This is a genomic window from Planctopirus hydrillae, from assembly GCF_001707835.1.
Taxonomy (GTDB): Bacteria; Planctomycetota; Planctomycetia; order Planctomycetales; family Planctomycetaceae; genus Planctopirus; species Planctopirus hydrillae.
Genome location: NZ_LYDR01000095.1, coordinates 1 through 22651, shown reverse-complemented (window position 1 = coordinate 22651; position 22651 = coordinate 1). Strand labels below are relative to the sequence as shown.

The following is a 22651-nucleotide window of genomic DNA, read 5'->3' as shown; positions in this document are numbered from 1 at the left end:
CGAAACCACCGCAACGGTGTAACACGCTTTCGATGATAAGTAGCACTGTGTGTGCCATGCTTGCAGCTTCGATCTATCTTCTGCACACAACTTTGTCGGAGCACTGTTCTGCGATGTGACTGAAGTCGCGTGGCTGGGGTCAAACGTCCTCGTTTGCCCCCAGATCATGGGACTCTGATTGCTGATGGCGAATTTGTTCGAAGATTCTGAAAGCATGTCTCAGATGCTTTCATGCTAGCGGCGCCATGGAACTGGGGACTGGGTGAAAATACCTGCACCGTGCCGCCGGGCAAGAACCACGCCCTTGCGCAAAGCCTCCAGGGGCGTGCCACCCGAGGCCAAGTCAAGAGTCTTGTTAGGACACGCAGATGGCGCGGCTGCTTGTTGTCGTGGAACGGCACGACAACCCGGCCACAAGTTGGCCGGGCCACCCGTCTCAAGCCAGAAACCACCGGGAACCATGTAAGTTTTCTTGTGCGACGCGACACAACAAAAAGGCCCGGTCTTCTTTCGAGGAGCCGGGCCTTTTCTTGAATTGATGAGGTTGATCTGGTGCATCGAGCAGCGATCGCACTTCGATACTATCTCTGACACTCTCGCTGACACACCGTCGCAATTCCAGATCGCTTACTGGGCCGAATCACTTACAGGGCCAGATTCGCCCAGTTGTTGATGTCGTCACCGCTGCCGTCTTCGTTCTGTTTGTTGGCTCCCGATGACCAGATCGCGGGCTTGGTGGCATTGGGAACTTTTGAATTGGGATTCTCGTAATAAAAACCCTGACCCCACGCATCCAGCGGCACTTTATCCAGGTATGGCGCAATCGGTCGGCCGTCGGCATCGTTGCCCGGCTTGATCAACAGCGAAAAAGCCTCGTCGCGAGATCCCTGAGGATACTCACCATCGTGACTGAGAGCATACTGCTGCAGGGCATCTTCCAACCCCTTGATGCTGGCCTTGGTGGCCTTGACCATGGCTTCCTTCTGACGCCCAAGAAGCTGTGGGACAACCATCGCGGCAATCACACCCAGAATTGCCAGCACCAGCAGAACTTCAATCAGCGTAAAGCCTTTTCGCACCAAACGACCGGTTGATCGTCTCGCAGTGGACAGCGGATGGGAAATCATGGGGCAGGCCTTTCAATGTCGAACAGTCGCAGCAGAAATATGGCGTTGGCAGAAACAATCATCTGGCCATGGCAGGGCGTTAACACAAAGTCAACATTGACTCTATCTTGTCGTAAACACCCGGCAGATGCAAAAGATTCGGTACTCCTCACTCCTCGTGGGAAGTTTTTTCTGCTCGCCAGCCATCCTCCCCGCACCCGAAACCCGCCTGATCTCACGACCTCATCTTACTGCAAAGAAACAGCCTCTCGCAGCAGTTTCTCAGGCAGCCCAATCGAAGCAACGAAAGTCTCGCCCAGATACTCTCGTGCCCCGGGATGTAACATTCCCATTTTCGGCGTCACAAACGTGATGGTCACATCCGCACGCACACACAGCCCCGCAAGTTCATGCGGCTGATCAATCAACCGATTTCCCGAAACCGGGCCTGCATCTGCCGAGAAACCTGTGGGAAGATCCACCGCCAGTCTTCGCGACGCGCTGGCATTCATCCCCTGCACCAGTTCTGCCAACACACCACTCAATGGGCGACTTTGCCCCGTCCCCAGAATGGCATCGACAATCCAATCCTTAGCCTGGGCGCTCGCAGCAGCTTCACCAAACTCCTGCAGCTCCCGCCAGGGAATTCCCAGCTTTCTCGCGAGAGCTGCGTTCGCACGGGCATCCGGTGAAAACTCAGCCTCCGGATGCGTCGCAAAAATCTCCACGGCGTAGCCCATCGTCCATAAGAGTCTCGCGATCGCGAATCCATCTCCACCATTGTTTCCGCGTCCGCAGACGATGCGCACGACGAACGATGTCTCTCCACCGGATGAAGCCTGGTCGTACTGGCTGATCCAATCACAGACGGATCGAGCCGCATTTTCCATCAACACCAGGCTACTGATGCCCAGTTCTTCAATCGCAAAACGATCCACCTCCCGGCTCTGCCGGGCAGTCAGGCAATCAGCCGCCCGCAAGGTTCTCCAGTCCAAAAGGCGAACAAATGGGCAGATTTCCATAGACGTTTCCCTGCACTGCAACTTCTGCCGAAGAATTCGCTCAAGTGTAAACTGCAACGATTGTGAAGCGCAGCGTGAAACGGTTGCGAGGTTGTTTTCACGGAATACGAAGTGTTATCAATCTCTCCCTCACGGTCTGCCGAATAACGGTGTGCGGAGCGATTAATCCGGCTATGCCGGAGTTCACAATTTGATCGGATGGAACAAAGATCATGGATGATCAACTGACCCCCGAACCTTCACGTCGTCGTCTTGGCCGTGGGCTCAATGCACTGCTCGGGAGTGGGCATCATCACGAAAATGAGCCTGTCTCGAACGTAGGCGATCACTCAGAAGTTCATATCGATCTTCTCGAGCGGAACCCCTTCCAGGCACGGAAAGACTTCGATTCACAGGCCATTAACGAACTGGCCGACAGTATTCGCCAGCATGGCGTTCTGCAGCCGATCATTGTTCGCCAGATTGGCGACATGTATCAGGTGATTGCCGGTGAACGTCGCCTGATTGCAGCTCGCAAAGCCGGCTGCGAAACTGTCCCCTGCCGGGTCCTCGAACTTTCCGATCAGCAGGTCTTCGAAGTTTCACTCGAAGAGAACCTCAAACGGCAAGATCTCAATGTGCTCGAAAAGGCACAATCGTTCCAGGATTATCTCAATCAGTTCCAGTGCTCGATTGAAGAGCTTTCGCGACGATTGAGCATGGATCGCTCGACAGTCAGCAACTTTATCCGCTTGCTCGAACTGGCTGGCCCGGTTCAGGAGATGGTTCGGCAAAGCCAGCTCACTGGTGGACATGCCCGCGCCATGCTCAGCCTCTCACATGATCAGCAGGTCACACTGGCTCAGCGCATCGTGAGCGAAGGACTTTCGGTCCGCAAGACAGAAGAAGCCGTACGCGGCCTGCAGACCGAAGGGAACGTCGAAGAGGGAGCCACAGTCCCCTTCCAGCAGACCGGTCATGAGTCCGGCTCAGGGAACTCCCAGGGCCTTTCGAATCATGTGCTGATGCTGCAGGAACAGCTTCAGGGCATGCTGGGTGCCAAGGTCGCTATCAAGCTCAAAGGCAAAGCCAAAGACAAAGGGAGCATTGTCATCGAGTTCACCTCGAACGACGACTTCGAGCGCATTCTGGGCTCACTCCAGAGAATCGCCGCTTAAAGCGAAGTTCTCGAACGATCGAAGATGTCGTCAGTCGTCTTTCATGGCGGCTGGCGACATCTTCTTTTCTGTAGCGGCTTGCTCGCCCGCCAAACGTCGCGGCAGCAAGAAACACCCCAGGTGTGCTGTCCGTAATCGCAAAAGAAGTTCTTGAGCAGAAACCTGATAGAGGGCCGGTTCCAGCAGCGCTGCCTGCCTGGCATGCTCGGCGGCCTTTAACGCTTGCTGAGATTCCTCCAGAAACTGGGCAAACACATAATGGATCCTGGCTTTGTCAGATCCTGGCGCGGCCTCCAAGGCTTTCAGATAACAGTTCTCTGCACGGTCGTAGGCGCCCCGCTTTCGGGCGGCATACGCTGCTCCTGACCACAACCGGGCATCGATTGCGACCCTCTGATGGCCTGACTCTCCTCGAACGTCTCGTTGTCGCACAAGTTCCACGGCTCGTAGAAAACTTGTCTCACTCAGCGACCAGCGATCCTGGAACTGATACATGAGGCCTGCCAGTTCAAAGGCTTCGAAAGATTCCGGATGATCACGAAGGATCTTCGCCAGCAGCTCTTCAGCCAGCTCAAATTCGTCCAGTCCGAGCAGTAACCTGACTTTCTGAAGCTGACCTTCAACCTCCGTGATCTCGACACCACCAACGGACTGAATCATCTGGCGAATCTGGGTTTCCAGTTGCTTTCTTGACATGTCTGGCAAGACTGTCGCTGCTGTCTTCGGGCCGGAGAGTTGATCAATACGATCGAGCAGATCGTAGGCCGCGACAAAACGGCCCTCATGCATGCGGGTGATTGCCAGATCAGCCCAGGTGCGCACTCGCTGTGCCGTCATTTGCCATGGCAGCACCACAGCAAGCACCAGCGCGATGAGAATGCTCAATCGCTCTGAGAAAGCACCTTGAATGCTCGACGCCTTACTCTTCGCGACCAAAGGTCTCAAATCACTGGGATTCGATCCCACCGACCTCGATCTTACCCAGAGAATGGCCACCGCCAGCCAACATCCCGCCGTAGGCCCCAGCACAATCAAAAACCAACTTTGCGGCAGGCCCAGCAAGACATTCAGCACCAGCCCCAGCAGAGCGCCGCATCCCACGTACGACAGACGTTTCCAACGGTACTGACTCTCTGGCCTGCCGACGACTGCCACGACAAGTGCATAGGCCAAAGGAAGCCCCGCGAGGAGACTCCATAAATACAAGCTGAGTTCATCACTCCCGGCTGCTGTCACAACGTTTCACTCTTTACCGATGATTAAACCGCCGCATGCCCGACCGGCACTTCCGCATCCTCTCGGGAAGCACCACGCCTCCAGATCATGCCGTCATAGGCATAATGCAGAAAAGCAGCCACCAGATTCAGTGCCAGCCAGATTTCCGCGACTCGTTGACTTAAAAACCAGCCACCCAGCCCCACCACCAGAAGATAAGTCAGAATGGTAGCCGACCACACTGGAGCCAACTGACCAAGCAATCCTCTCGATGAAACTGCTGCTGACAGCTTGACACCATCATCTCGATTCGTTGATTTGGCCGCCTGATTTCTTACAGACCAGCTACAGACAGCCATATACTCCGAGGCATGCACCCAGGCCGAAGCAATCGCCAGTGGTAAAATCCAATCACGAAATCCGCCGATTTCAGCCAGCAGCCATGCCAGATACAACATCGAAATGCTGGCTAAATAAATACTACCAGACATCGATACGCGAAATCGGATGAGCGCCACGACCAGGATCATCGCGAGGGTAACGATAGCCATCGCATCGGCTACAAACATCCCCGGAGACGACGGAAGCGTCACCCAGCCCGACGCCCTCAAGGCGACATAAACAATACTGCCGCGAATACCGATTCGCAGCATGCGCTCGATCCATCGCCCGGAGGGATATACTGCAGCACTATAGATCCGATAAATCCCATGATGCTGCGCCGCAAAATGCCAGATATTCCAGAGAAAATCGGCTGCTACCAGACAGGTCAGCGCCCCTGTCCCGGCCTGTACGAGTCCACAGACAAGCACAACTGCCAGCAGCACACCCAGGTAGGAAACCCAGTGGGATTCACGACGTTTGGCATCACCCCATACCAGGAATAACGTCAACCAGCGGTGTGGCGTCGTCAGAAAGTAGACCTGCAGAAACTGCCAGTCGGCCTGGGCAGGCCCCGAGCCCAGCCAGGCGACCAGCACCAGCAGTGGCCATCCAATATTCGCAATCAACAGCAAATCCAGCGAAGGTGATAGCAACCATTTGCTCGATGTTCGCGAATCTGACGCCATGAAGAATCTCAATCATTGATCGAATGATACATAACCGACCAGCATCAAGGATTGGTGTATTCCGGGGTCGGTGTCTGATCACCAATATTGGTCGCACCATCTGGAGCTTTAGCGCTACAGCCTGCACAGAGCACAAGGATTAATAGTAATGAATAACTCCATTGACGCATGATTTGCTTTTCTTTCTGGAAGAGTAAATGAAGTCTTCCCGCCCATCCGCATGAAGACCTGGTCGCGAAAAGAGCCGAAGTGTGGGCAGCGAAAAATAACTCGACTGCTCACACTTCAGACGGAATCAATCCGTTGGTCACCAAAATCTAAAACTCACCGATGGTCTCACCGCCGGCAATCGTCCCCAGATTCGAGAACACTGTCCGATCGATGTTTTCCGAAACAAATCGAATTGCACCATCTGCCATCCCCACATGCACGCCACCGGTGTGATAGCTGCGCGGAGCAGCGATCGTCGGGCCCTGATCACTCGTCGTCGAAATTTGGGTGCAAGGCTCATTGGTTGTGTTTGCACAACTCGCCAGAATGTCAGCAGTACGATCATTCGGGCCGCGACCTGTACTGAAGGCGGAAGCCCCCATCCCTGGAAAGACCCAGGCACCCCGGGCATCGGCAGTGTTACCAACGACGTATATCACCTCACTGAGGGCCACGCTGTTTGACATCCCGTCGGTAAAATCTCTGGCCGAAATGCGCGAATTGATCGTGAAGGCACCTCTGTTGGCATTCACGGTCATCGACTGCAGCAAAGTCCCATTCCCGTAACTGGCGGCGTAATTCCCGCGAGACATATTCTCGAGCGCACGAAACGCGACATTCGCCCGGTTATCCCATGGATGACTGGGGCAACGATACATCGGTGGGCTGTAATGCCCAAATATGTTGTTCATCGCATCGAGGGGATCAATCTTTGTATCGACAACCCCTTTTACGTTAGCCCACAAGGGCCCTTGATCCACCATGGGAAGAATTTGTAGTGCCCAGTTGAGCCCCGCTGCAGCCACAAATGGTGTCGTACATTCCTGAATCCCCGAAAGATTCACAGGAGGATTTCCGGCACATTGAGGGGCTACACCCCCCGGTGGAAAGACCGAATGCTGATCGTGGTAGTTGTGCAGACCGAGCAGCATCTGCTTCAGGTTGTTTTTACACTCACTGCGGCGAGCCGCCTCTCGTGCCTGCTGGACAGCGGGGAGCAACAGGGCAATCAAAATCGCAATAATGGCAATCACCACCAGCAACTCGATCAGCGTAAAACCTGGCCTGTGGGGCTGGTTCAAATTCTGGTTCTGCTTCACGATCAACATCTGTCATCCTTTTCCTTAAAAGAACATCGCCCGCAAAACGAATCGCAGACTGAGTATCACACGCCCAACACAGTTGACTTAAAATCAACTTCAACAGTTGTTTGAGTCGGCTAATCAAGTGTGAGATTCAACCCCAGGTCGATTAAGTTTCCGTTAAAGAGATATTATTTTTCCCGAAAAGAATCATTGTTAACCTTAAGTCACAATAAAACCGTCTCCTTCGCCACGTGATCACCCCCAGATCCTGTGACAATCCGATCAGTGTTGCCACACAGTCAACACACCCCGGGCCACAACCTCATTGGAGATTCTGCGGAAACTGACAATGATCGCCATCAAGCTGACTGAAAAAGAGATCTGTCGTCTCCACTGACCATGACCGGCTCTCCTTAGCGTGGAACGGGAACGCAGCGACCTCGACTTGATCCATGCGGAAAGAGTCTGATTTTCTCCCTCAGACTGATCGCCATGAGGCACCACAAACTGCAAGACTCAATCCACTCGACGGCAAAACATTATCGAAGTCGATGGGTCGGCAGTGATGCCCTCTGCGCGAGAAACAGAGCCAAAGAGACGTCTGCCATTAGAGGCAACTCACTCCGAGGCCTGGCGTCCGCTGTAAAACACGCACAGTACCCGGGTATCGGTCGTAAAGGGATTGACCAGCCGATGAGGCGTGGTGGCATCGAAGTAAAGGCTGTCCCCTTCCTCCAGCTCCAGCATCTCATTGTTGTATTCGAGCTGCACTTTACCGGAGAGAACCAGCAGAAATTCCTCCCCCTCGTGACCCAGGGCATCTTTCCTCTGGCCACCGGCGGGCACAGTCAGCAGAAAAGGATCCATGGCTCGATCAGGGCGAACATGGGCCAGAGACTCATAGACAATATCTGACGTCTCGGGATTCCGCTCCACGACTTTGCGTTCAGATTTCCGGATTACCGCCATCTGTGGCTTGCGATCCAGCCCTTCGACCAGATCGGAAACACTCACTCCCAAAGCAGCCGCAATCTGGCCCAGCGACTGCAGCGACGGAGTGATGCGAAAGTTCTCGACTTTCGACCACCAACTGCGCGTCAGCCCGGTACGCGACGCCACCTGATCCAGCGTCAGCCGCTGGTCGATCCGATGATTCTTAATTCGCTGTGCAAGTTCAACAAGATTCATGCTTTAGATACTAGCACAAGTCGCGAGGCAACAATATCCCCCGCCAATTATGAATTCTTTGTGTAGGCTTTCCTGCCAGTATCAAATCGACCACTCCATGACCTTCAGACGCGCGCCAGTCCTTCCGCAAGGCGATCCTGCACAATCTGAATCATTAAGGGATGCAATCCCAGATGCGGGCACAGCACAAACTCGACCTCGGGAAATTCTTCGCTCAACTGCTGGCGAAACTCTTCCAGATCGGCACTCACATGCACTCCCGCCGACAGAAAGTAAGGCAGCATCAATAACCGGCGAATGCCAGGCAGAAGGCAGCTTCTCGCCGCTGTGGGGATATCAGGTTCGGCCAATTCCAGATAACCACAGGCAATAGGCCCCGCATAATCAGCTAACCGCAGACCTTCGGCAATCCTTAACAAGTCGGCATTGGCTTCAGGCCGGCGACTGCCATGCGCAATCAGCAATACCGCTGTTGATTCATCCCCCGTCGATAACAAATCCATCCTAAGCCTCTTTCGAATCGACCATGAACTGACCAGCAGGAGTATTCGCTGCCAGATCAGCAATCATAGCCCGGGTGGCCGCTTCGGCAGCGGCTTCCCATTGTTTCTCGCCAAAACTTTCTGCATAAGCAGGACTGCGAAAGGCAAAATTAATCGCCCGCGAGCTGTTCACAATCGCCCCCAGCCCTGCCGAATCAAAGGCCGCTGCCACATCCGCAGCATTCCCACCCTGTGCCCCGTACCCGGGAATCAAAAGTGGGACATGGGGCATTTTTTCACGCAGATCTTTCAGTTCGCGGGGATAAGTCGCCCCCACCACTGCGCCAATCGAACCATAACTGCCATCAAACCCCGCCTGGAGTGCCAGTTTCTCGACGGTCTCAGAGACTTGTTCGTAGAGCGTTTGACCTTCACAGTTTTGATGGTTCTGAAACGTGGCTGCCCCGGGATTACTGGTTCTCACCAGAACATAGATCCCAGCCTCTCGCTTCTGGCACAGTTCGACAAAAGGCTGGAGTGTATCTTCCCCCAGATAAGGATTCACCGTGAGTGCATCAGCCGCATAGGGCGCTGCCTGTGGATCTTCGCCAGCCAGATAGGCCCTGGCATAGGCCTCGGCTGTCGAGCCAATATCCCCTCGCTTGGCATCGCAGATCACAATCAATCCCTGGGCTCGCCCATATCGAATCACGCGGGCCAGCGCCACCGAACCATCAGGCCCCAGTTCTTCAAAGAAAGCTGCCTGTGGCTTAATGGCTGGCACCAGTGGGGCCACAACATCAATCAGCCGCACACAGAACTCTTCAAATGCGGCCGCTTTTGCTGCTGCCGGGTCGTCATACATTTCTTCGGCCGCCCGACGGATTCTGGCTGGCAACTGCTCCCAGCGAGGGTCGAGCCCAACTAATGCAGCGGTCTTTTTCGTGCGGATTGCCTGATGCAGACGTGAGACAAACGAGGCCATTCAATAACCTGACATTCCAGAAAACTCGATGATCGCCACAGCACCCTGAACTGCAGGATGTTACTTCTTCGGATGAGTTGCCAGTGGCTTTTCGGGAATCAAACCCGAAGCTCGTAACCAGTCTTCGCAACGAGCCGGCCACGTGGCCGCAGCACCAGCATCCGGGAACATCCCGAATCCATGCCCACCTTTAGAATAGATATGCAGGTCAAAAGGAACATTCGCCTTCTTAAGCGCTGTTGCATAGTACAAGCTGCTTTCACATGTCACGGGATCGTTAAAAGCATGGGCCATAAAGGCCGGTGGCGTCTTCGAAGTGACTGGCAGCAGTTCCGAAAGTTCTTTTCCTTTGGTCATATAAGCCGGATAGACCAGTATCGTGAAATCAGGCCGAATGTTCGCTTTCTCTGCCGGGGTTTTAGTGTCAGAAAGCTCGGGGGTTTCAAAGCGAGTGCTGGCCAGTGCTGCCAGATGCCCCCCTGCGGAAAAACCGAGGATCCCGATCCGTTCCGGATTCAATCCCCACTCTTTGGCATTCGCCCGAACCAGTTCTATTGCTTTCTGCCCATCTTCGAGCGGAGCTTTCCAGTTCGGCTGATCCTTACGGGCCGGGACTCGATATTTGAGAAGAATGGCCGTCACGCCCAATGTGTTCAGCCACTCACAAACGGCTGTCCCTTCGTGCTCAATCGCGAGAATGCTGTACCCACCACCCGGACAGACAATCACCGCTGTCCCATTCTTGATGTCTGCCGGTGGTTCATAAACGGCAAGAGTCGGGTTCGCCACATTCTGCAGCCTGGGGACTTGCCGACCGGCTGTCAAAGGAGCAGCCAGACCTTCAGGCTGTGGTAAAGAGGCCACTTGAGCCGAACCTTCCGGCCACAGTGGCAGGACAATTTTCGGTTCAGCAGCACCGGCAGTCCCTGGAATCACCAGCGCCAGCAGACTCCCCGCCATCAAAGTAGCCATTTTCGAATTCAACCGACGGCACACTCGTCGAACCACAGAGCGGAAAAAGTTGTTTGTCATCAGCAGGTACTTCCACGAAAAGTCATAAGACAGATGTCTCTAAGCCTACGGCATCAGGTCCCCTGTCTGCAGCAGTCGAACCTCGTCACCCAGTCGGATTTTTCCACCAGTGCGAACTTTAGCCGTCAAGCCACCATGTCCTCTCATGGCGTTATAGCCTCCCGGGCCCAGGTTTTCTTCCATTCGTGAACAGGGATCGCATGAGCCAGTCCCTTCAAAAATGGCGTCTCCCACTTGAAAGGTTTGTCCTTTCAGAGCCAGCAGATTGATCCCCGAGACCACAAGATTGCGGCGAACAAGTGCCGGATCAAGCCTTTCGATCTGCATCAGGCCAGCCACAGCGACCAGATGCTCGGCCTGAATCAGCGTGACTTGCCGTTTGGTGTCGGGTCGGCGTTTGGCATGGTGATCGCCTTCCAGTCCATAGCCCTCAATCGCCAGCACTTCCTCAACAGCCACGATGCTCGACCGCCGTGCGGAGCTGAGTCCCATCCAGCGAATCGTCCCTGTTTGCGGTAGAATCTGCATCAGTTCGGCAATCGTGCGCATCAAAAGTTTCCGTCGCTCTTTTCCGCCTGGTGATACTTGACAGGTTTCAATTTCAAAACATTTCTGGTGAAGAATCCATCACAGAGATTCTAATCCACGTAGAATAAGGAACGTGATCATCATCTGTCCGGTCTCTCTTCCCATTGAGAATCGAACGGCCTGTGCCAGACTGATCAGCCCTGAACAACCTTTCTGCTTGCCGGCAACAAACGCCTTCCGAATATCGATTCGTCAAACAGATCATGGAACAGTTCCAGTTCATTGATCGCTCGACCAGTTTCATACTTCTGCAGTTTCAATTCCCAATGCGGCTGTAACGGATTTTTCTGCCATGTTGACCAGAGTTCTTGAACCCGAAGTCATGGATACGCCCGAAGAGGCCCGCGCCTACGATGAGATGGATTTCTCCGCCGTCAACGCGGCTTTCGTCGCCGACCTGGTGGCGGCATTGACTCCTGCCGATCTTCAGTTACCCCGGGACACCACGACACCTGAGTTCACGTCCGCTTTGCCAACAAGCCTTCCACCGACAATCCTCGATGTGGGCACCGGCACTGCCAGAATCCCTCTCGAGTTCTGCCTGCAGGTGGAATGGGGCCATATCCTGGCGGTTGATCTTTCACCCGCCATGCTCGAAATCGCTCAGGAAAACGTCCTGGCATCCAGCTATCGGGATCGCATTACGTTAAGGCAAACCACCACCACACCACTTGTGGCAGAAGGTGCCAGGTTTCAGATCGTGATGTCCAATAGTCTGGTTCATCATGTGGCAGACGCAGCTCAGTTGCTCCGGGATTTAGCCCTGCTCGTGGCCCCGGGCGGCGTGCTGTTTGTCCGTGATCTCCTGAGGCCAGAAACCTCGGCAGCCATTGAGGAACTCGTGAATACTCATGCGGGTCAGGATACCCCACGTCAGCAGCAGTTGTTCCGCCAATCTCTCGCAGCCTCACTCAGCCTGAAAGAAGTCGAGGCAATTGCCAGAGAACTTCCGATCGAAACAACGGTCACGAAAAACAGCGATCGCCACTGGACACTGGTTGGCAAAGCCCGCTGATGATCACAACGCGATCTACGGCTTCAGCAGAAACACCGCTTCGACTTCCACCGGAATATTGCTGGGCAAAGAACCCATACCGACCGCACTGCGTGCCCCTTTACCTGCCACTTCCCCAAAAATCTCGACCATCAGGTTACTGAAGCCATTGATCACCTGGGGATGATTGGTGAATTCCGAGACACAGTTGACCATCCCGAGTGTTTTCACCAGTCGCTCGATCCGATTGAGTGACCCCAGTTCATGTCTCAAAGTGGAGAGCATCGTCAGACCCACAGCACGGGCCGCCGAATAGGCTTCTGTCTCGAACAGGTCGACCCCCACCTTCCCGACAATCAGTGAACCATCAGCCAGCCTCGGTCCCTGCCCCGAGACATACAGCCAGCGATCCACAATCACGATGGGCGCATAAACTCCGCCCGGCTGTGGTGGCGGCGGCAGGACCAGCCCCAACTCTTGAATTCGTCGATCAATGTCCGACGGTGTCTGAGTTTCCTGACTCTCTGTCATCGCTGACCTTACTCGAAGACGTTCTGAATCCTGCAGAATGCTGCCACTGCCCTTCTGCCCCGTGACCCGGCCTCACTGATCACGGCGAGTATGCAGCACGTGAACTGGCCTCACAATCTGTGCACTCACACAGCGGGCGGGATTTCTCCAGAAAAATGATCTCCGACCGAAAAACTCGCAGGGCCTGCAGTCATTGGGATCACCTGATCATCCCCTCCATGCAGCCATCTCGACATTCTGATACGACTGTTCACCGCATTGTCTGGTTCAATCCAGAGCCTTGCTTCAGCATGAGAAACCCTGTTTTCAGGGGGCTTGGAGAGAACACAATTGTCGAGGATCTGCAAAATCTGGCTGTGCGGTCCGATTGTCGCGTCTAAACTGTCTAGTGGGGGTGTACTGATCACAGCACACCACAAGTTTGCTGCACTGATTCAACCCAACTTTCAAATGCCCGATTACTGACAATCTTGATTGCCAATACCGAGCTCTGGTGAGTAGGTTGAATGAGTTGAAAACTTCCTCGGAAGTGATTGGTGAAGTGTGAAATCTGACTGACTCAAAGCCCGACTTCACACAAACTGTTCCTCACTGGCCCGTCGCAACTGGCCCGTCGCAATTTGTCTTCTGCCTGGAGTCCAATAATGAGAAGTCTGGTTCGCGGTCTGATGATTCTCGCACTCGTAAGTGCAGCAGTTGTAACTGGTCTGATGACAAAAGGAGACAAAATGACAACCGTCGCGGCTGATGCAACTGGCTCAATCTACCGGCACAAACTCACAACTCTCAGTGGCGAACCCGTCGAACTCTCCAAGTACAAAGGCAAAGTGATTCTCTTCGTCAACGTTGCCAGTGCCTGCGGCTACACAGGCCAGTACAAGCCTCTGCAAGCCATCTCGGAAAAATATAAAGATCAGGGGCTGGAAGTGGTGGGTGTTCCCTGTAATCAGTTCGGCGGACAGGAACCCGGATCAGCCGATGAAATTCAGACCTTCTGCTCAAACAAGTATGGCGTCACTTTCGACCTCCTCGCCAAAACCGATGTGAATGGCCCCAAGGCCTCTCCTCTTTACGTCGATTTGAAAGCCCAAAGCCCCAATGGCAATGGCGATATCGGCTGGAACTTCGAAAAGTTCCTCGTCTCGCGCGATGGGAAAGTCGTGGGCCGGTACAAGTCAGGCGTCAAGCCAGATTCCAAGGAACTGGTGACCGCTATTGAAGCCGAATTGGCCAAGAAGTAATTGCGTAGGGTGCAAGAAGTTCTTACGGATTGCACCATCCCTCCCCTTCTCTCCCCCCGTCGGGAGAAGAGTCTTGTACTGGGCAATCGGAATCAGATGTAAGGCATTTACGTTGTGGTGAATATGGTCCGAAGCCGGTGCATTCCGTTGGAACTTCATGACACCCTACCAGACGGATGATCGAGGCCCACCCTGATCGGGGTGGGCCATTTCTTTCTCCCATACCGTCTGGGCTGACAGATCTGGTTTGCAGATCTTCTCTCAGGCATAAATAAGGTTCACTGATAACCCATCTGACAGATTGGCCAAATTCTTGCTTGCAACTCGTTGAGAATCGGCAAATGCTGAACTGAATGTTATTGATTCTCGGACATCACGAGCGAACGGATTCCCAGGCGATTCTTGATCGGGCGAAGTATGCAGATTCTGTTGCTCGCTGGCTGGATCATGGCCACATTCGGGTGGCTCAGACCCATCGTGGCAGCCATCAACTACCTGTCGGCCAAGCCTTATTCCAAGCGAACACTCCAATGGATTCATGGTGTTCTGTTTGTTTGTGCCGGAGTTGTGGGCCTTGTTGGCGCTGCAGTCTTCGCGATCCGCTTACTCAGCATTGAGACACTCGCGCCGTCGATCCTTGAAACTGGTTATCTGATCTGTGGCGTTGGTCTTGTGGGTTGGTGGATCGCAGATGTCGTTGAATGGCAACGGGCTTGCCGAAGATCGGTCGACGAAGAATGTCATCTCCAGCGGCTTTCCTGGAAGACCGCACTCCAGCACCATCCCGGTGCTTCACGACTCCTGGGCTTGCCCGGGAACGAAGTGCTGATGCTCGAAGTGGCCCAGCGAATTATTCGTTGCGAAGGACTGCCCGAGGTCTCAAGTGGACTGTCAATTGCTCACTTTTCGGACGTTCATTTTCGCGAAGGCATGCCACTGGAATACTTCCGTGCGGTCTTTGAAGAATTGGGGCGGCTTCGTCCAGATCTCTACATTTTCACTGGCGATCTGCACGATGATCCCGACTGTCTGCGCTGGGTTCCCGAACTCTTCGGCTCGTTGCACGCGCCGCTGGGATGCTATTTCGTACTTGGCAATCACGACTGGCAAGCCGACCATGTCAACGCCCGCATCGCTCTTGAAGATGCGGGCTGGATTGATCTGGCTGGCCGCGTGTTACCACTGAGAGACCCCAGTGGTGAAATCGTCATCGCGGGAACAGAATTCCCCTGGATGGGCGACCTCCCGCCCTTCGCCTCGATGCCAGACAATCGCTTCCGAATTCTCGCATCGCACACGCCCGACCTGTGGCGCTGGGCTGTCGATCAACATGTCCACCTGATGCTTGCCGGGCATACCCATGGGGGGCAATGCCGTCTGCCGATCCTGGGGCCGGTCTTTGCTCCCAGTGTCGATGGTGTCCGATATGCGGGTGGACTCTACAAAAAGAACTCGATGTATCTGCACGTTTCCCGGGGGATTTCCGGAAAGGATCGATTGCGATTCGGCTGTCTGCCAGAAATCACCCGCTTTGTCCTCAAGTGCAGCCCCCGAACAGAACTGACACGCCCTAAGGCAGCCGAAGCTTCGCACGAAAACGGTTCGTAATCTGGCGGGCCCATCGTTGACTGCGAACCGCCAGGCTTCACTTTCGAAAGGCATACTGTTGCGACAGCCCGCATTTCTGCAAGCACTTGGTCATGCGTGGAGAGGCCTCGTCGATGTGACAACCACACAGAAAAACATGCAGCGGCATCTGGCCATCACGTCAGTTCCGCTTCTCCTGGGCCTGTGGCTGAGTTGCAGCCTGACGGAATGGTGCCTGCTGCTACTGACGATTGGACTCGTCCTCTGCTGTGAAGTCATCAACACAGCCATCGAGTGTGCTGTCGATCTGGCCTCACCCGAAATTCATCCGCTGGCAGGCCGATCCAAGGATCTAGCGGCTGGTGCCGTCCTCCTGGCTTCAATGATCGCCGTCCTGATCGGAGCGCTGATCTTTGTGCCGAAACTGTTGGCGTTCATCAAATCACCGTGAAGCGAACCGATGGTGTGGCATCTGTTGGGTGGCAGGGGTCGAATGTCTTCATTCGCCCCCTGGTCAACCCGCTATGTGCCATGCTTGCAGCTCTGGGCAAGCATGTTTTCATGCAATCAGCAGACTTGCCACAACTTTTCATAATACTTTGGGTGGCACACACGCAGGGTGGCACGTCCCTGAAGCCCCTAAAAAATCAAAACAGTGCGAGAGGGCGTGGTCTTTACTGTGCTCCATGCTTGCAGCTTGGGGCAAGCATGTTTTCGTGTTTTCCAACCCACCATCACAAATTACGATTCGTATGGCACGAATGACCGTGAAGTGAGCCGACGGAACTCCATCGGCACTTCACGGTCATCAATCTCTTCATCGTTCAATTTTCAATTTATGGCTTAGGAGCTTCTGGCAAAGGGCCATAAACCTTGGTGAGTTGTGGCTCAATCGCATCTGCCCAGATGCCATAGCTCTTTTCATTGAGGTGCAGCAGATCGGGCATGATTTCTTTGCTCAGCGTCCCATCGGCCTCCAGGAACTTCGGACCAATATCGAGAAACTCAACCCTTTCACCATCGGCCAGCTTGGCAATGATCGCATTGGCCCCTTCATTCACCTTGCGACCTGGCGTATCCGGAGTGGCCCCACGGGGAAAGATCGCCAGAATCAGAATTTTTGTCTTCGGCAGGCTCGTCTTCAACTTCTCGACAATGGCCTTCACACCCTCGGCAATCGCTTCACTTGAATCAGAACCGGAGTTATTGGTTCCAATCATCAGCACAGCCAGCTTCGGCTCAATACCGGCAATGTTGCCATTTTCAAGACGCCAGAGAACATGTTGAGTGCGGTCGCCACCAATGCCCAGATTAACGGCATTTCTCGGGGCAAATCGCTGCTCCCAAACCTTCTTGCCAGCCCCTTCCCAGCCCTGCGTGATCGAATCGCCAATAAACAGCAGATCAACCTTGCCTTCAGCAACACGCTTGTTCATCGACGCATGGCGATTCTGCCACCATTGATCATTGCGGGGAGCAGGTGTGGTTGTCGGGTTGGCTTTTGGAGCGGCCGCCTGAGCTGCTGCAGGAGCTGCCGGCGCTGCAGGTGCCTGGGCAAAGCCTTGAGAGGCTAAAGACGAGAGCACGAATGCGGTGGCCAGTGATGCCGTGGCCAGTGATGCCGTGGCCAGTGATGCCGTGGAAAGTGATGACCTGAAGAACTGTGGGAAAATTCGCTTCATCGGTGGTGCCTGACAAGTTGAGTGAGATGAACGTCCTCAGCTGCTTGCCAACACCAGCTTTTGATACGTATTCCAGGTGATCATGGCCCCCGGTGTGCCATGCTTGCGGCTCGGAGCAAGCATGCTTGATTAACGCGGCAGGCACATTTGATTTCTGGAATCGGTATGACAACTTGTGGAGCAAGCAGCACTGGATATCTTCATACCAGTTTGGCAATTGATAATGCCAGCACTCATTCCTGAAGAATTCTCCACTGATGAGAACAATCTTCAGCCATGATCCTCATCCAGCACAGCTCTCAGGCACTGCCCAATTGGAAACCTTCCGCCTGATAAACCATCTGCCCCTGACTCATCGTGGCCAGAATCGGCAGCTCGGCATGAGATTTTTGCGAGAGCATCCGGGGTTCCTGGAAAATCGTCAGATCGGCAAGGCCACCTGCTGAAAGTTCGGGAATCGTGAGATGCAACAGCTTTCGTGGCTGAAGCGTCGCCAGATCGACAGCACGGGCCAAAGGAATTTCCCCAAGAACCGTCGCTGTCGCAATACAATCCCCTAAACCCAGGTGGCTCCCCGCCAGAAATTCCGGCTGACCTGAGACCACCAGCTTCCCTGAATCGAGCACATCACAACCTCCCCAGTCAGAGACATACGCACCGGAAGGAAGACCAGCCCAGCCACTGATGTCGCAGGTCAATAAGACCCGATCCAGAGTTTTTGCGCGGATCACCGTTTTGACAAACGCCGCTGGGAGATGTTGACCATCCACAATCAGACTGCACGACAACCGGTCATCCGCCAGTTGTGGCCACAGCGGGTTGTGATGTCGATGGATTCTCGATTCCAGGCCATTTCCTAAATGAGTCGCCAGTGTGACTCCCGCATCCGAAGCCGCTTCAATCTCATCGGCATTGGCGGCCGTGTGGCCCATCGCCACAACGATTCCCCTCGAGACAAGCTCCCGGATAAAGCGGTTCATCCCGGGAAGTTCCGGGGCCACGGTCACCAGCTTGATCATGCCATTCGAAGCGGCCTGCAAAGAATCAAACTCATCCAGATCGGGCGAACGAATCGCATGGAGTGGATGAGCACCGCGGGCCCCATCCCTCGATGAAATCCATGGCCCTTCCAGATGAATCCCTGCCACTTGCTGTCCCAGCCAGGGCATTTCCTCAATCGCCCGCGAGATTGTCCGCACACTGTGGTGCATGGCACAGGTCGTGTTCGTCACCACGGCGGGGAGGAACTGACCAATTCCAAACCGGGCCAGTTGACTGGCAATCTGCCCGATATGCCCGGTTGTCAGACTCAGGTCACTGAACCATTGCCCTCCGTAACCATTCACCTGCAGGTCAAAAAATGAGGGAGAAACCAGTGGCAGAGCTATCGATTCGAGTTCCGACAGCTCTGTTCTCAACGAATTCACAGAGCCAATCCGCCCGCCCTGAATCGTGATTTCCAGCGGCTCCCCTGTCGAATAATGACGCGCACGAAAACAAGGCATAGTTCACAGGCTTTCACACATCGCAAACGCGAACGGGCCAATCATCAGAACGGTTCCCGACTGTTAAACAAGGAGGCAATCCCTGAGAGAAACGTCTGGCAACAGACAATTTAAGCGGAAGGAACTTCTTGGATTTCTCTTTCAGATATAGCAAGAAAGTGCCTGGCCCGTTTTCCTGATAGGAAAATCACACTTTCAAGGCTCTTCAAATGAGGTGAGTCTGTTCGCCCAGACCTAAATCGTCCATTGTCGATTTCTGGCAGAAATCTCCCATCGGTCGACGACTTCCCCACCCTGGGCAACAATTGCATAAGGATAGAGAGGTACCGTTGTGCAAACATGTCTGGGGATTCCCCAGACCACATCTCCTACGCTCATTCGATCACGATCGTGAGATTCAATCACCAGATGTTCTTCGCTTTGCAAAACCTGCTTCGAATCGATCAGTTCTGGTAACCACACACGCTGCCCCATCGCCTGGTCAGGTGACACCGCTTTATGACCCAGATCAAGCGTCAACCGATCAGCAGTTGGCCGGCTGATAACTCGACTGAGAACAAATGCTGCGGCTCGATAATTCATCTCGGGAAACTTGAGGGCATATCCCCAATCGTGCAGCACACACGTCCCGGGGCTCAGTTCAATCGCGGGATCGTCCACCTGGCTCCACAGATCGAACGTCCCCGTTCCTCCGCAAACGATCTGACCGACTTCGATACCGGCAGCATGTAGCCGCTCGCGAAACTGCTGCACCATCTCCCAGACCTGCTTCACAGAAGCAGCACGTTCTTCAAGGTTCGTCTGATGCAAATGGCCATCGTAAACATGCAGGCCATTTGCATTGAGGCCAGGTAAGGCCTTCAGTTTCTGATAAAGACCAACCGCTTCAGGTAAGCGGGGATCAATCCCCGTCCGGTTCATCCCGACATTCAGATCGAGCAGCACATCCAGTGTCATCCCGGCCGTGCTGGTCATCTCGGACATCGCATCGAGTGTCAGGGCGTCATCTGCCAGCACTGTCAGCTTTGTTCCCGGGAAGCGATGACGAAACTCCGCCGCCCGGCGCAGATTCGGGCCCACCAATGGATAAGCCAGCAGCACATCAGTCGCACCAGCTCGCGCCAGCATTTCGGCTTCAGCAAACGTGGCCGCTTTGTGCCGACGAATTCCCTGCGCAACCTCCAGCTTGGAAAGCTCCAGCATCTTGTGAGTTTTGCAGTGCGGTCGGAGTCGCTGCGGCCCACCACTGACCGCCAGCATATGGTCCAGATTTTCTCGAACTGCACCGAGATCAATAATCAACGCAGGGGAAGGAATCGCTTCGGCGACAGCAGGTGCCAGTGGAGGTGACCATCTCATGCAGAACGCTCGGCTCTCGGGCAATGATCGGCAAAAAGGTCCCCGATCAAGGTGGTGACAAAATCAAAGCCACAGCATGGCCGATTGGTGGTGGCGTGGCAATCGATCAACGATCCTGATGAATCGGACGGATGTCTTGATCGCGGATGTCCTGAACAAAGCGACCACAATTCTCAGGCGTTGACCTGCAATTGATGGAGAACAGGTTTACGCAGGGCATCCATCGAAACGACCACTGGTGCCGGTGCAGCAGGGAGATGCTCTTCCGAGAGGACGGTATCGATCACAAAATAAAGCAGTTCCCGTAACGGATCGGGCTGGACACTGTCGGCCAGAGTTTCCACCCGGGCTCTCGACTTTTCGACCAAAGCCTGAGCCTTGGTAAAGATCCCCAGCTTTTCAAAAACCCGCTTGAAGGCTTCGAATTTCGCATGCGGGCTGTAAGTCGAACTCGCCACGCGCAGCAATTCTTCGCGATCAGCAGACGTCGCCGCTTCCCAGGCCATGGCCCACAAGAGCGTCGGTCGCATGGACTGAGCATCCTGGCCAGCCACCAGCTTGTTGTGGTCATCACCCAGCCAGTCACCCAGATCATTCAGAATCTGGAAAGCCACACCTAAATGGCGCGAAAACTGTGTGATCATCTCAGCGTAGTCATCCACCGGCCCCGCCATACGAATACCCGCATACAACGCAGCTTCAAATGCCGGTGAGGTCTTCAGCGCATAGATCTTCATCGCTTCGGCAGGCGTCAGATCATGTCGGCCAGAACGCGACCACTGCAACTCAGCTCCCTGCCCTTCGCAAAGCTTCATATGAGCTGCCGAAAACGCATCGAGAATATCGGCGGCGACTTCCGCTCCCAGCTCTTTTCGCGAGGCAGATACCAGTCGATAACCCGCCCCAATCAAATGATCACCCAGATTAATGGCCGGCCCGACACCATACTGCCTGTGCAAGGTTTCCTTGCCATAACGGAACTGGTCGTTGTCCTGTATATCATCGTGAATCAGCGAGGCCTTGTGAAAAGCTTCGATGGCCATGGCCACACGATTGACAGCCGGTGGGTATTCGAGGGCCTGATCCTGATGATCAGCCGTCAGCCCGGCAGCGCCGGTCAACGCATCGTAGGCAGCCAGAGTGATAAAAGGCCGCAGCCGCTTCCCCCCATGCTGCAGCCAGTCGAGCACCACGGTCTCCGTAAACTTCAGTGGTGACAATTGATCGTGAGCATCAGCTCCGCCAGCAGCTTTCGCCCGATCACCTTTGAGTGCATCCGTACGAATGGGTTGAGTCAGCGTTTCGAAATGCTCATCAAAAGCCCGGTTCGAGGCCCTCATCAATGGCACAAAGCTGCGTGTCTTATGATCGGGCAATGGCTCATACTTATCGAGACATTCCCAGACCCACGATTCATCGAGCGTCGTATTCTTGCAATCCCCCGAATGCAGCGGCACCGCATACGAAGGGACACCGGCAATCAGCACCTTGTCGATCGCCTTCTCCAGCACATTCAGGCAGGCCACTCCCAGAATGCCATCGATATGCCCGGAGACAATGATCTTCAAGACAATTGGCGAGCCTTCAGCCACCAGGACTTTATAACCCAGCTTTTCGGCCTTCACCTTGTAATCAGCAATCGAACAGGCACCGCAGCGTTCGCAATCCAGACCAAACTCGTCGTAATCGGCCGGACAACCTTCAGCATGCTTCAAACAGTGGGGCAACAGCAGCATCCGCCGCTCAAAAGGAATGGCCAGAAACTGTTCGCGCCAGAAGACATTCCCCAGCATCACCATCGCAAAGCCCAGAAACTTCTCGGGCTCACCATGCCTGGCCAGCATCTCCCGCGCCATCGCTTCCAGTTGATTGCGGGTGAAGGGTTTCGAACGATCCAGCGTCTTTCCAAAAGCCACAGCATCAGACCGGATCTTCTCCCGATGCGCGAGCGTCTCCGGAACAAACTTGAATTGTGCCGTGCTCCGGCGTTTGGGCTTATCGGCTTCGGGATGCTGCTCCTCAACGGGAACAATAACTTGTGATGCCGGCGTAGAAGTCATCGACATAGGTATCTGTTTCACTAGGTGAAGTCCGCTTGCAGAGCCCAAATGGAACGCCTCATAAGGTGTTCACACTGAGAGGATTCAGCACACGAGGAGTACCCGTGCTCAACACAGATCTTACTCGGGATTGAATACCGAAACGAGGGGCTGCCCAGGAAGTTTGGCAAAATGGGTACGTTTGTTCTATTGATGAAGTCGAGAAGTGTGCCATCCACTGACCCACAGTTCCCCACGAGCGTTGCCCTCTCCGGCAGAGACCGAACAATTGGTAAATTCAACATGCAAAATGTTGTGGTCGTTGCCACAACCGCACCTTCTGTACAGAAACCCAGTCGATTTCCAGCAGCGTCTCATCACGTTTTCCATGAAATGATATCGCTCTGCGTGCCATACGCTCCGTGTGCCATACGCTCCGTATGCTGCCAACTGTGTGCCATGCTTGCAGCTCTGGGCAAGCATGGCTTCGCAACCAAAACGAGCTGCTGTCTTCCACGCTTGCAGCTCTGGGCTGTCTTTAGACGCAACTATGCGGGAGGTGCGACTTGAGAC

The 22651-nt window shown here is 54.4% G+C and carries 21 protein-coding genes; 5 read left to right on the top strand and 16 right to left on the bottom strand.

What is annotated here, in order from left to right; translation table 11 throughout:
• Positions 1-644: 644 nt before the first annotated feature.
• Together gspG and A6X21_RS11825 are read right to left on the bottom strand one after the other, a co-directional pair.
• Positions 645-1127 carry a type II secretion system major pseudopilin GspG gene (gspG, locus tag A6X21_RS11830; RefSeq protein WP_068848119.1) on the bottom strand — a complete coding sequence of 161 codons (483 nt, stop codon included), beginning with the start codon at positions 1125-1127 and terminating at the stop codon, positions 645-647.
• 227 nt (positions 1128-1354) lie between these two features.
• Positions 1355-2128 carry an NAD(P)H-hydrate epimerase gene (locus A6X21_RS11825; RefSeq protein WP_068848116.1) on the bottom strand — a complete coding sequence of 258 codons (774 nt, stop codon included), beginning with the start codon at positions 2126-2128 and terminating at the stop codon, positions 1355-1357.
• A 212-nt stretch (positions 2129-2340) separates the two neighbouring features.
• On the opposite strand from A6X21_RS11825, the gene A6X21_RS11820 reads away from it, so the two are divergent.
• Positions 2341-3285, top strand: a complete 945-nt coding sequence (locus A6X21_RS11820; protein ID WP_068848114.1) for a ParB/RepB/Spo0J family partition protein — start codon at positions 2341-2343, stop codon at positions 3283-3285.
• Between the two features lie 30 nt (positions 3286-3315).
• Here the strand turns inward: A6X21_RS11820 and A6X21_RS11815 are convergent, their stop codons facing one another.
• The 9 genes from A6X21_RS11815 to A6X21_RS11780 form a co-directional block, all read right to left on the bottom strand.
• Positions 3316-4521, bottom strand: a complete 1206-nt coding sequence (locus A6X21_RS11815; protein ID WP_068848112.1) for a tetratricopeptide repeat protein — start codon at positions 4519-4521, stop codon at positions 3316-3318.
• A 23-nt stretch (positions 4522-4544) separates the two neighbouring features.
• Positions 4545-5570 (bottom strand): hypothetical protein, encoded by a 1026-nt coding sequence (locus tag A6X21_RS11810; RefSeq protein WP_068848110.1) that lies wholly within the window; start codon positions 5568-5570, stop codon positions 4545-4547.
• A gap of 44 nt (positions 5571-5614) precedes the next feature.
• Positions 5615-5740, bottom strand: coding sequence for a hypothetical protein (locus A6X21_RS25340; RefSeq protein WP_261340644.1), 126 nt, complete (start codon positions 5738-5740; stop codon positions 5615-5617).
• A 147-nt stretch (positions 5741-5887) separates the two neighbouring features.
• Positions 5888-6889: a DUF1559 domain-containing protein gene (locus A6X21_RS11805; protein WP_068848108.1), complete on the bottom strand. Its 1002-nt coding sequence runs from the start codon at positions 6887-6889 to the stop codon at positions 5888-5890.
• 594 nt (positions 6890-7483) lie between these two features.
• Positions 7484-8053 carry a helix-turn-helix domain-containing protein gene (locus A6X21_RS11800; protein ID WP_013111155.1) on the bottom strand — a complete coding sequence of 190 codons (570 nt, stop codon included), beginning with the start codon at positions 8051-8053 and terminating at the stop codon, positions 7484-7486.
• A gap of 104 nt (positions 8054-8157) precedes the next feature.
• Positions 8158-8556, bottom strand: coding sequence for a sirohydrochlorin chelatase (locus A6X21_RS11795; RefSeq protein ID WP_068848107.1), 399 nt, complete (start codon positions 8554-8556; stop codon positions 8158-8160).
• A 1-nt stretch (position 8557) separates the two neighbouring features.
• On the bottom strand, positions 8558-9520 hold the full coding sequence (gene pyrF / locus A6X21_RS11790) for an orotidine-5'-phosphate decarboxylase (RefSeq protein ID WP_068848105.1): 963 nt from the start codon (positions 9518-9520) through the stop codon (positions 8558-8560).
• Between the two features lie 60 nt (positions 9521-9580).
• Positions 9581-10492 (bottom strand): alpha/beta hydrolase, encoded by a 912-nt coding sequence (locus A6X21_RS11785; protein WP_068848159.1) that lies wholly within the window; start codon positions 10490-10492, stop codon positions 9581-9583.
• A gap of 105 nt (positions 10493-10597) precedes the next feature.
• Positions 10598-11101, bottom strand: coding sequence for an MOSC domain-containing protein (locus A6X21_RS11780; RefSeq protein WP_068848103.1), 504 nt, complete (start codon positions 11099-11101; stop codon positions 10598-10600).
• A gap of 331 nt (positions 11102-11432) precedes the next feature.
• On the opposite strand from A6X21_RS11780, the gene A6X21_RS11770 reads away from it, so the two are divergent.
• Complete coding sequence (locus A6X21_RS11770; RefSeq protein ID WP_068848099.1) at positions 11433-12155, top strand: class I SAM-dependent methyltransferase; 723 nt, start codon at positions 11433-11435, stop codon at positions 12153-12155.
• Between the two features lie 15 nt (positions 12156-12170).
• Here the strand turns inward: A6X21_RS11770 and A6X21_RS11765 are convergent, their stop codons facing one another.
• Positions 12171-12665 (bottom strand): RidA family protein, encoded by a 495-nt coding sequence (locus A6X21_RS11765; protein WP_068848097.1) that lies wholly within the window; start codon positions 12663-12665, stop codon positions 12171-12173.
• A gap of 644 nt (positions 12666-13309) precedes the next feature.
• On the opposite strand from A6X21_RS11765, the gene A6X21_RS11755 reads away from it, so the two are divergent.
• From A6X21_RS11755 to A6X21_RS11745, 3 genes are all read left to right on the top strand, one after another.
• A complete protein-coding gene (locus A6X21_RS11755) occupies positions 13310-13906 on the top strand; it encodes a glutathione peroxidase (protein ID WP_110766458.1) in 597 nt (198 codons plus the stop codon).
• Positions 13907-14323: 417 nt separating this feature from the next.
• Positions 14324-15514: a metallophosphoesterase gene (locus tag A6X21_RS11750; RefSeq protein ID WP_068848093.1), complete on the top strand. Its 1191-nt coding sequence runs from the start codon at positions 14324-14326 to the stop codon at positions 15512-15514.
• A 16-nt stretch (positions 15515-15530) separates the two neighbouring features.
• Positions 15531-15944 (top strand): diacylglycerol kinase family protein, encoded by a 414-nt coding sequence (locus A6X21_RS11745; RefSeq protein ID WP_240490245.1) that lies wholly within the window; start codon positions 15531-15533, stop codon positions 15942-15944.
• Between the two features lie 385 nt (positions 15945-16329).
• Here A6X21_RS11745 and A6X21_RS11740 read toward each other — a convergent pair whose 3' ends face one another.
• From A6X21_RS11740 to A6X21_RS11725, 4 genes are all read right to left on the bottom strand, one after another.
• The gene (locus A6X21_RS11740) at positions 16330-17175 is read right to left on the bottom strand and encodes a platelet-activating factor acetylhydrolase IB subunit (protein WP_068848091.1); all 846 of its coding nucleotides are present in this window, start codon (positions 17173-17175) and stop codon (positions 16330-16332) included.
• A 299-nt stretch (positions 17176-17474) separates the two neighbouring features.
• Positions 17475-18680 carry an N-acetylglucosamine-6-phosphate deacetylase gene (locus tag A6X21_RS11735; protein ID WP_068848088.1) on the bottom strand — a complete coding sequence of 402 codons (1206 nt, stop codon included), beginning with the start codon at positions 18678-18680 and terminating at the stop codon, positions 17475-17477.
• A gap of 234 nt (positions 18681-18914) precedes the next feature.
• Entirely contained in the window at positions 18915-20039 is a 1125-nt protein-coding gene (locus tag A6X21_RS11730; protein WP_068848086.1) for a D-TA family PLP-dependent enzyme, read from the bottom strand.
• A gap of 173 nt (positions 20040-20212) precedes the next feature.
• The gene (locus A6X21_RS11725) at positions 20213-22105 is read right to left on the bottom strand and encodes a polyprenyl synthetase family protein (RefSeq protein ID WP_240490244.1); all 1893 of its coding nucleotides are present in this window, start codon (positions 22103-22105) and stop codon (positions 20213-20215) included.
• Positions 22106-22651: the final 546 nt, after the last annotated feature.

Coding starts and splice junctions, on each gene's coding strand:
- gspG (WP_068848119.1), bottom strand. CDS start 1,127: ATGATTTCCCATCCGCTGTCCACTGCGAGACGATCAACCGGTCGTTTG.
- A6X21_RS11750 (WP_068848093.1), top strand. CDS start 14,324: ATGCAGATTCTGTTGCTCGCTGGCTGGATCATGGCCACATTCGGGTGG.
- A6X21_RS11805 (WP_068848108.1), bottom strand. CDS start 6,889: ATGTTGATCGTGAAGCAGAACCAGAATTTGAACCAGCCCCACAGGCCA.
- A6X21_RS11755 (WP_110766458.1), top strand. CDS start 13,310: ATGAGAAGTCTGGTTCGCGGTCTGATGATTCTCGCACTCGTAAGTGCA.
- A6X21_RS11740 (WP_068848091.1), bottom strand. CDS start 17,175: ATGAAGCGAATTTTCCCACAGTTCTTCAGGTCATCACTTTCCACGGCA.
- pyrF (WP_068848105.1), bottom strand. CDS start 9,520: ATGGCCTCGTTTGTCTCACGTCTGCATCAGGCAATCCGCACGAAAAAG.
- A6X21_RS11825 (WP_068848116.1), bottom strand. CDS start 2,128: ATGGAAATCTGCCCATTTGTTCGCCTTTTGGACTGGAGAACCTTGCGG.
- A6X21_RS11770 (WP_068848099.1), top strand. CDS start 11,433: ATGTTGACCAGAGTTCTTGAACCCGAAGTCATGGATACGCCCGAAGAG.
- A6X21_RS11810 (WP_068848110.1), bottom strand. CDS start 5,570: ATGGCGTCAGATTCGCGAACATCGAGCAAATGGTTGCTATCACCTTCG.
- A6X21_RS11725 (WP_240490244.1), bottom strand. CDS start 22,105: ATGTCGATGACTTCTACGCCGGCATCACAAGTTATTGTTCCCGTTGAG.
- A6X21_RS11820 (WP_068848114.1), top strand. CDS start 2,341: ATGGATGATCAACTGACCCCCGAACCTTCACGTCGTCGTCTTGGCCGT.
- A6X21_RS11795 (WP_068848107.1), bottom strand. CDS start 8,556: ATGGATTTGTTATCGACGGGGGATGAATCAACAGCGGTATTGCTGATT.
- A6X21_RS11780 (WP_068848103.1), bottom strand. CDS start 11,101: ATGCGCACGATTGCCGAACTGATGCAGATTCTACCGCAAACAGGGACG.
- A6X21_RS11765 (WP_068848097.1), bottom strand. CDS start 12,665: ATGACAGAGAGTCAGGAAACTCAGACACCGTCGGACATTGATCGACGA.
- A6X21_RS11735 (WP_068848088.1), bottom strand. CDS start 18,680: ATGCCTTGTTTTCGTGCGCGTCATTATTCGACAGGGGAGCCGCTGGAA.
- A6X21_RS11785 (WP_068848159.1), bottom strand. CDS start 10,492: ATGGCTACTTTGATGGCGGGGAGTCTGCTGGCGCTGGTGATTCCAGGG.
- A6X21_RS25340 (WP_261340644.1), bottom strand. CDS start 5,740: ATGCGTCAATGGAGTTATTCATTACTATTAATCCTTGTGCTCTGTGCA.
- A6X21_RS11730 (WP_068848086.1), bottom strand. CDS start 20,039: ATGAGATGGTCACCTCCACTGGCACCTGCTGTCGCCGAAGCGATTCCT.
- A6X21_RS11800 (WP_013111155.1), bottom strand. CDS start 8,053: ATGAATCTTGTTGAACTTGCACAGCGAATTAAGAATCATCGGATCGAC.